This window comes from Oceanispirochaeta sp., assembly GCF_027859075.1.
GTDB lineage: Bacteria > Spirochaetota > Spirochaetia > DSM-2461 > DSM-2461 > Oceanispirochaeta.
The window spans coordinates 1-7830 of record NZ_JAQIBL010000123.1 but is presented as its reverse complement, the minus strand read 5'-3'; the positions used below and the strand labels follow the sequence as shown (position 1 = coordinate 7830).

Genomic DNA, 7830 nt, shown 5'->3' with positions numbered 1-7830 from the left:
CATTATAATTAAAGGGCTTTTGGGTCCTAATCCATTATTTGTGAGGTTCGGAATGCTACAAAATCTGGAAGATCTGAAGAGTGAATTCTCCTCGGCCCTGAGCGGGGTGAAAGACCATTCGACTCTGGTGAACCTGAAGGCCGATTTCCTGGGGAAAAAGGGAAAGCTTAATAACATCCTTAAATCTCTTAAGGATGCCACTCCCGAGGTCAGAAAAACTCTGGGGATGAGGTCCAACCAACTCAAGGAAACCATCCTGGCAGACATCGAAAAAAAGATGACAGCCCTGGAGCTTTCTGAAATTAATGAAAAACTGAAGAAGAACTGGCAGGACATTACCTACCGCTCCTCCATTAGGGATCAGGGGCTGTCTGCCGCCGGATACCACCCTGTGACAATCATTCAGAGGGAGATCGAGGACATTTTTACATCCATGGGTTTTGAGATCCTGGATGGGCCCCATATCGAAAATGAATTTTATAACTTTGAAGCCCTGAATATTCCCGAGACCCATCCGGCGAGAGACATGCAGGATACCTTCTGGTTTCAGGATATGAAGCACCTCTTGAGAACTCATACCTCCTGTATCCAGGCGCGCGGCATGGAAACAAGAACTCCCCCCTTTAAGTTTATCGGTCCTGGAAAGGTTTTCCGCTGTGAAGCGACCGATGCCTCCCATGAGGCCGCCTTTCATCAGCTGGAAGGGATGATGGTGGGGAAGGACATTTCCGTTGCCAACCTGATTTATTTTATGAAAACCCTCCTGAGTGAAATCTTCAGGAAAGAGGTCAATGTAAGATTGCGCCCCGGATTTTTCCCCTTTGTGGAGCCAGGCTTCGAGCTGGACATTGAATGCCTTATCTGCGGCGGTTCGGGTTGTTCCGTCTGTAAGCAGTCCGGCTGGGTGGAACTCCTCCCCTGCGGGATGGTTCATCCCAATGTTCTGAGACATGGGAATGTTGATCCCGATGAATATAATGGATTCGCCTTTGGCCTGGGCCTGGATCGTCTGGTTATGATGCGATACGGAATCGATGATATCAGACATCTCCACAGTGGAAACCTTTCATTCGTTTCTCAGTTCAAAACATATTAAACCAAGGAAGCACAATGTACATATCAATAGACTGGATCAAGGATTTTGTAGATCTTCCAGAGATGAACCAGGAAAAACTGGCGCAACGATTCACCATGGCGACCTGTGAGGTGGAAGATGTTCTGACCACGGGTGAACTGCTGGAAAGAGTTCGGATTGTAGAGATTACCCAGGTGGAGGATCACCCTGATTCGGATCATCTTCATCTGGTGCGATTCACAGATGGCAAAGAGGAACACCAGGTTGTCTGTGGAGCTCCCAATGCCGTTGTGGGCAAAAGAGTTCCTTATGCTCCCCAGGGAACAACATTCCCCGGCGGCTTTACTCTGACACCCAAGAAGATCCGGGGTGTTGTTTCTGAGGGAATGCTCTGCAGTGAAACAGAGCTGGTCCTCGGAGATGACGACTCAGGTTTAAAGATTTTTCCAGACGATGCTCCCCTGGGACAGTCTGTGGGTGAGTATATAGGTCAAAAGAATGACATCCTCTTTGACATCGATAATAAATCCATCACACACCGCCCCGACCTCTGGGGCCATTACGGTATGGCCCGGGAGTTCGCAGCAGTATTCGGAAGTCCTTTAAAGGATCTCTGGAATGACGGGTGGGAGCAAAATATCCGGTCCTGGATGAGCGATGAAAATCCCCCCGTGAGCATCACGGTAGATCCCGACTCTGCCAACCTGGGATTTACAGGGATTTCCATGGACAACATCACCATCAAAGACAGCCCCCTGTGGATTCAAAACCGTCTGAATGCCTGCGGCATGAGGCCTATCAACAACATTGTCGATATTTCAAACTATGTCATGCTTGAACTGGGAATTCCAAACCATATTTTTGATAGAGATACCATCCGGGGCGAAAAAATCATCGTCCGCCGAGCCGGGGAGGATAAAGAATTTGTAACCCTGGATGAAATGACAAGAGAACTCCAGCCGTCGGATACAATGGTCTGTGACGCCCAGGGACCTTCAGGAATCGCCGGGATCATGGGCGGACTCGACAGCAGTATCGCCGATAAAACCAGCCGTATTTTTCTGGAGGTGGCCAACTGGAAGGATTCGGAAGTCCGCTCCACAGCCACCCGTTTGGGGTTGAGAACCGATGCCCTCCAGCGCTATGAAAAATCACTGGATTCCCAGCTTCTGGAAAGGTCGCTTCTGCGGTTGATCGAGTTGGTCAAAGAGAGCTGTCCCGAAGCCGTCGTGAAAGGATCGATTGTCAAAGTAAATATGCCGGTCTATACACCCCTGGTCATCAGGGTCAGCCCCCGGAGGATCTGCCAGGTCCTGGGAAAAAAAATTCCCACCCTTGAGATTGTCCAGATTCTGGAAGCCCTGGATTTTGCTGTTGCACAATCAGAAAGAGAACTGACCGTGACCGTTCCCTCCTATAGATCTACAAAAGACATTGAATGTGATGCGGATATTATCGAAGAGATCGGCCGGATTATCGGTTATGACAACATAACCCCTGAATCTCCCATGAACGCCATCTCTGCGGTCAGACTGTCAGAGGCCAAGGTGAAGAGCAGAAAAATTCAGGATTTCATGGTGAACCGGGCGGGCGCATTGGAAATCATGACCTATCCCATGGTGGGAGAAAAACTCCTGGATCAGGCTTATTGGCCGGAGAAGAATGAGACATTGGTCCTGGTGAATGCCATGAGTCCTGAATCAGACCGTATGAGGCCTTCCCTGATTCCCAGCCTTATGGCATCGGCAGCCCTGAATCAGAAGAGTTACAGCTCCTTCAAGATGTTTGAACTGGGACGGAGTTATCAGGAAGATGTCCAGGACTTTTCAAACGAGCGTTATCAGCTGGGTTTTGTGTCCTTTGATAAAAAGAACTCTCCCTACCTGGATGTGGCCAACCGTGTAGAAGAGCTGATGAACAGTCTGAATATCTCCTACAGGATGATCCCCGGGAAAAATGATCAGAATCCCCTCTATCCTGTAGACTGGGCGGGAATCCACCCCTATGAAACCATGGATATACAGATCATGGGACGGAGCCGCGGGTATATCGGAACCATTCATCCTCTGGTTTGCCGGAATTTTAAGATCAAGGGACAGCTGGTCATCGCTGTTCTGGATCTGACAGACTTTCAGGATCAGAGGATGAAGGACAAGACTAAATATCAGCCTCTGGACCGCTTTCCTTCCTCCCTGTTTGACTGTACGGTACTCGCCGAGGCTCATACTCCTGTGGAAGATGTCGTCAGCGCCTTGAAGACTTTGAAGATGAAAGAGCTGGACTGGGTGAAGGTGGCAGATGTCTTTGTCATGTCGGAAGAACAGAAATCCGTTACTCTGAGGATGTCTTTTAAAGACCCCGACAAGACACTGACGGGAGACTTTATCAAGGAAGCCGAAGATAAGGTCATTGCGACCTTGAAAAGCAAGGGTTATCCCTTGAAAATGTAGATTAGTATTCTATTGATTGATGCCCCGGAGATCTTCTACCGGGGTTTTTTTTCTGTCTCAATAATCTTTAAAGATTCACTTTTTCTTTTTAGGGTTGGCGGCGGATATGCTGCCCATCAAGGCGAAACCTTCCACCTCAATCCGGGGACCCGTTGAATCGGATTCTACCCGGTTGTCGATGGAACCCAATAAAGGAAATCCTTTCGTGCTGACCTGTACTCCCCGGGGGAATTTCATATCGATGCTGCCCAGGATGGCACAGGCTTGAATCTTGACCGTTTTCCGGGGGAAGCGGGCCTCCCTGAAATCCAGAACCTGACTGCCCAGGAGAACACAGACATCCAGTTTTTCCGGGACATCCCAGCTTCCTTTCCTCGAGTTGCTGCCCAGGAGAGAAAAGTAGTTTTCTCCTTTCTTACCGCTTCCGCTGTGATACCAGTGGTCATTGCTGCTGTTCTCATTCATTTTCTCGTTCGTTTCGGGTGCTGGAAGATCCTCAATCAAGGCTATGATGGATAATTTATCTTCTTTCTCATTGAGCTGTTTAAGCCTGGATTCGAGGGTTTCGATGCTGATATGGCCGTGGGCATAGCACCATTGAAGTCTTTCTTCGGCTTCCTTGCGAAGGACGAAAATATCAATGGAATTATAATTGTCGATCAAAGACATGATGCTCCCCTTTATGGTGAAGTTTGAAGTGGAGGTCTGGGATAACTCTCACCCCTATTGTAACAGTGAAAACTATGAATTGTGTTAGTAATTATTAAGAGCTAAATTATAAAGTTCATCCTCTGCATTCAGGTAGAGGGTGGCAATTGTTTCCTTACCGTTGGTATCCACATGCAGAGCATCCTCACCAAAGCCCAGATTGTTTAAAAGCTGAAGGATCATGACAAGACCTAATCCGGCTCCCTCGCTATAGTCTTCCAGAGCATTGTATGCCTCGGGTATATTCGTGTATTTTTTATTGGTTTCAAATTTCTGATGGATTCTGTCTCTCTCTTCATTGGTGAGGGGAGTATTGTTCCTGACCCGGATTCTGAGAGATTCATCCCGCAGCTGAAAATCAATCTTGATGTACAGGCCGGCGGCTTTCTGTTTGGCATGAAATTTATCGATCTGACTGAATGTGTCCTGCCGGAATGTAGTCAGACCCTGGATGTAATCCTGGGAACTGCTGATATCCAGGCCCCTCTCATCAAAGTATACCCGTTTCGCATTGGCTCTGTTGGCATTTCCTGCCAGTTCATGGAGGCAGTAAGCGACTTGATTCACCAGGAATGGTTTCTCAATCTCATTGAGGTACTGCTTGAGCACACGGTCAATATAGTTCCGTTCCCGTGAGAGGTAAGAAATGGTTTTTACGGTCAGCGTCTTTGACTCACTGATAGCGTATTCAACAAGATTATGGCTCATGACTGTACCGTTCTACCTATTTTTTTCATTATCTTAACACGGAGAAGCTTATTTGCAATTAAGGAATAATAATTTTTTGTTAAAATGAAAAGAATGAGGCAGAAATCCTGGACTTCTCTCTCCTGTTTCCTCCTCGGATTTTCTTGAAATTTGCTAGTCTTCACTCAATACTTCTAAGCATGAAAAAGAAACAACTGGATTTTGACCAGATAACGACGCGGGGAGGGGACACGGGAGATTCCACTCTTTTTAACGGAGAGCGGAGACGCAAGGATGATCCTCTCTTCCATCTTCTGGGAGACCTGGATGAGCTCTCCAGTACTCTGGGTGTTGCCAAAGCCGGGTTAAGACAGTTTGGCCCTCTCCCGGAGACGGAGAAGAGGGCGTTTCATTGGATCGGTCTTTTTGAGCGGATTCAGGCAGATCTGATCATCCTGGGAGGGATGGTTGCCAACCCTGATAACAGAAGCAGGCTCAAGATCACGCCTCTGACCGATAAAGATACGACCTATCTGGAAGAGGCTCAACGGGAAATGATGGAAACCACCTTCTTTCCCAGAGAGTTTATTCACCCGGGGAAGACTCTCTGTTCTGCCTGGATTGATGTGTCCAGAACAGTCTGTCGCCGCTGTGAGAGACAGATTGTCGGTTTGATCCGAAATGGAGTGATGACTCATCTTATCCCTTGTCAGGTTTATCTGAACAGGCTCTCGGATCTGCTTTTTGTCTCTGCCCGGTATTGGGAGCAGATCAAGGAATAAAACTTATGAGTCCCTCTCGGTGGAAGGCTTCCAGAAAACACCGGGCCATTAGTTCTGCACCTTTGCTGTTCAGATGGGCTCCGTCAATGGTGAGTTGCAGCTTTCTTTCACTGCACAGAGTATTTTCTCCCTCTGATAAAATACGGCGGGCATCATGCTGCAGCGCTTCCGGGTCATTGAATAGATAGGGAGAGCCGGGTTGAAAGGGGAGGAGGGTCTCTTCAAATCTTTGGGCCAGATCTATACAGGAGCAGTCAAAAAGGGCTTGTTCGTACTCAAGACATGCCTCTCGGATAATGTTGTTGTACTCTTCCCTTTTCAGGTTCAACCCGGATAACAGGTCTTCTCCCAGACAGGGAATCGTGCAGATCATGACCCTTGGAATCATGCTGTCGAAAGCAGCGGACAGGATGGTCCGGAGGGTATTTCTGAAGGAGGCCTTGTCCCCGGCCGGGACAGAACCATGGCGTTTCAGTTTTCTGATGAAGGGATCCCATTCAGGTCCCTGTGACTGCATGCGGGGCAGAAGAACATCATTGGCTCCCCCCTCCAGAATCAGAACATCGGGAAGTTTATTTCTGGTCAGAAAAGCCTCCAATTTCAGACGGAGACCCTCCAGGGTGTATCCGTCTTCCCCGCCATTCATCAGTGTGTGCTCCATCAGAACTGAAGAATCTTGGAGGAGCTTCAGAAAACTGAATCCCAGATTCCCGGCGGTGAGGCTGTCACCCATAAATAAAAATTTGGACATCCTTCCTAGTCCTCTCTTCCCAGCCAGCTGGATTGGATACTGCTGCCCTTCTCATCATCCCTGCTGACCTTGAGCCAGACATCCAGGTCCTCCTGCAGGTCTTCCACATGAGAGATCAATCCGATGATCCTACCCTCTCTGCTTAATTGGCGAAGAGAGGCCATCACGGTCTCCAGGGAGGTTCTGTCAAGGGATCCGAACCCTTCATCCAGGAAGAAGAAACTGCCTTTTCCCCGTCCCGTTTGTTCCGCCAGGGCCAGAGCCAGACAGAGGGCGGCCTGGAAGGTCTGTCCTCCCGACAGGGTCTTCACATGTCTGAGCCGGCCCTCGTTGAGAAAGTCCCGAACCAGGATCTGATTTTCCTGAAATACCAGTTCCAGGCTGCGGTTACTGAGGGGGGAGAAGCGAATGTTTGCCAGCTGACAGAGTTCCTGAAGGTACACATCGGCAATGTATTCCACAAATTTCCGTCCCTTGAACAGGGCGGCCAGTTCTTTCAGATTTTCCTGGCGGATCCTCTGCTTTTTAAGGTTTTCCGAGAGTGTCTTCTTTTGATCCAGCTTTGCCTTCAGATCTTGTTTCTGACCCTTCAAGGCACCGATCCGGCGCAGATCTTCCTGAATTTCAAGTTCAAGCTCTTCAAGGCTTCTCTTCATTTCCAGGGGCTCCCCCGGTATTACTTCCTTCTGGGACAAGAGTTTCCTGACCTTGTCCTGCCCCTCCAGCAGGAGCTTTCGGTTTGCATGGAAGTTTTCAAGGATAGATCTTTCTTTCTCTTCATCAGGCGGACGGGACAGGATTCCCTGGATCAGTTCAAGCTCCAGAGGCTGTTCAGCCTGGAGCTTCTGTGCAATCTGCTGATCAAGCCCTGATTGTTCTTTTCTGTTGTTCTGAAGGATCAGCTCCAGGGAGCGCTCTTCGTTGCGGAGGGTCTGCAGTGCTTCTTCCTCTCCTTTCCTTGCTCCTTTCAGGCGTTGATAATCACGGTCCAGGTCTCCCAGTCGTTGCCGCAGTCCTTCCAGCAGCCCGGGGGGAAGGGTCTCTTTATGCTCAGGCAAAACCCTTTTCTCCAGGGCTTCCAGCTGTTGTTTCCAGTTCTTAAACTCTCCCTGGACCTGTACTGTTTCATTCTCCCCTTTGTGGAAGCTGATTCCAGCCTCCCTCATCTGCCGATCGAGGACGAGCCGCGTCTCTCTCAGGGTTTTCAGATCATTCTTCTTCATCTGAATTGCTGTGAGGGCCTCTGTGAAACTTTCATTATTCACCGGATCAAAACTATTCCATTTGAATTGGCTGTCCAGACCTTCCCGGTCCTGCAGATGCCCCTTGAGGAGAGCTGTTGACTAGATCTCAGCAGATACAAGCTATTCAAGGCGG

General features: G+C 48.9%; 7 protein-coding genes. 3 read left to right on the top strand and 4 right to left on the bottom strand.

What is annotated here, in order from left to right; genetic code table 11:
- Positions 1-52 precede the first annotated feature (52 nt).
- Both pheS and pheT read left to right on the top strand, forming a co-directional pair.
- Positions 53-1096: a phenylalanine--tRNA ligase subunit alpha gene (gene pheS / locus PF479_RS06905; RefSeq protein WP_298004013.1), complete on the top strand. Its 1044-nt coding sequence runs from the start codon at positions 53-55 to the stop codon at positions 1094-1096.
- A 14-nt stretch (positions 1097-1110) separates the two neighbouring features.
- The gene (pheT, locus tag PF479_RS06900; protein ID WP_298004011.1) at positions 1111-3525 is read left to right on the top strand and encodes a phenylalanine--tRNA ligase subunit beta; all 2415 of its coding nucleotides are present in this window, start codon (positions 1111-1113) and stop codon (positions 3523-3525) included.
- A 75-nt stretch (positions 3526-3600) separates the two neighbouring features.
- Here pheT and PF479_RS06895 read toward each other — a convergent pair whose 3' ends face one another.
- Together PF479_RS06895 and PF479_RS06890 are read right to left on the bottom strand one after the other, a co-directional pair.
- Entirely contained in the window at positions 3601-4194 is a 594-nt protein-coding gene (locus tag PF479_RS06895) for a hypothetical protein (protein ID WP_298004008.1), read from the bottom strand.
- A gap of 84 nt (positions 4195-4278) precedes the next feature.
- Positions 4279-4941, bottom strand: a complete 663-nt coding sequence (locus PF479_RS06890; RefSeq protein ID WP_298004006.1) for a hypothetical protein — start codon at positions 4939-4941, stop codon at positions 4279-4281.
- A gap of 179 nt (positions 4942-5120) precedes the next feature.
- On the opposite strand from PF479_RS06890, the gene PF479_RS06885 reads away from it, so the two are divergent.
- Positions 5121-5702, top strand: coding sequence for a cob(I)yrinic acid a,c-diamide adenosyltransferase (locus PF479_RS06885; protein WP_298004003.1), 582 nt, complete (start codon positions 5121-5123; stop codon positions 5700-5702).
- Here the strand turns inward: PF479_RS06885 and PF479_RS06880 are convergent.
- Together PF479_RS06880 and PF479_RS06875 are read right to left on the bottom strand one after the other, a co-directional pair.
- Positions 5692-6453 carry an SGNH/GDSL hydrolase family protein gene (locus PF479_RS06880; RefSeq protein WP_298004000.1) on the bottom strand — a complete coding sequence of 254 codons (762 nt, stop codon included), beginning with the start codon at positions 6451-6453 and terminating at the stop codon, positions 5692-5694. The two genes, PF479_RS06885 and PF479_RS06880, sit on opposite strands and share 11 nt — an antisense overlap.
- Positions 6454-6458: 5 nt before the next feature.
- Positions 6459-7676, bottom strand: coding sequence for an SbcC/MukB-like Walker B domain-containing protein (locus PF479_RS06875; RefSeq protein WP_298003998.1), 1218 nt, complete (start codon positions 7674-7676; stop codon positions 6459-6461).
- Positions 7677-7830 lie beyond the last annotated feature (154 nt).

Bases quoted from the DNA above. Each gene is read 5' to 3' on its own strand.
- PF479_RS06895 (WP_298004008.1), bottom strand. From the start codon at position 4,194: ATGTCTTTGATCGACAATTATAATTCCATTGATATTTTCGTCCTTCGC.
- PF479_RS06880 (WP_298004000.1), bottom strand. From the start codon at position 6,453: ATGTCCAAATTTTTATTTATGGGTGACAGCCTCACCGCCGGGAATCTG.
- pheS (WP_298004013.1), top strand. From the start codon at position 53: ATGCTACAAAATCTGGAAGATCTGAAGAGTGAATTCTCCTCGGCCCTG.
- PF479_RS06875 (WP_298003998.1), bottom strand. From the start codon at position 7,676: ATGAAGAAGAATGATCTGAAAACCCTGAGAGAGACGCGGCTCGTCCTC.
- PF479_RS06890 (WP_298004006.1), bottom strand. From the start codon at position 4,941: ATGAGCCATAATCTTGTTGAATACGCTATCAGTGAGTCAAAGACGCTG.
- pheT (WP_298004011.1), top strand. From the start codon at position 1,111: ATGTACATATCAATAGACTGGATCAAGGATTTTGTAGATCTTCCAGAG.
- PF479_RS06885 (WP_298004003.1), top strand. From the start codon at position 5,121: ATGAAAAAGAAACAACTGGATTTTGACCAGATAACGACGCGGGGAGGG.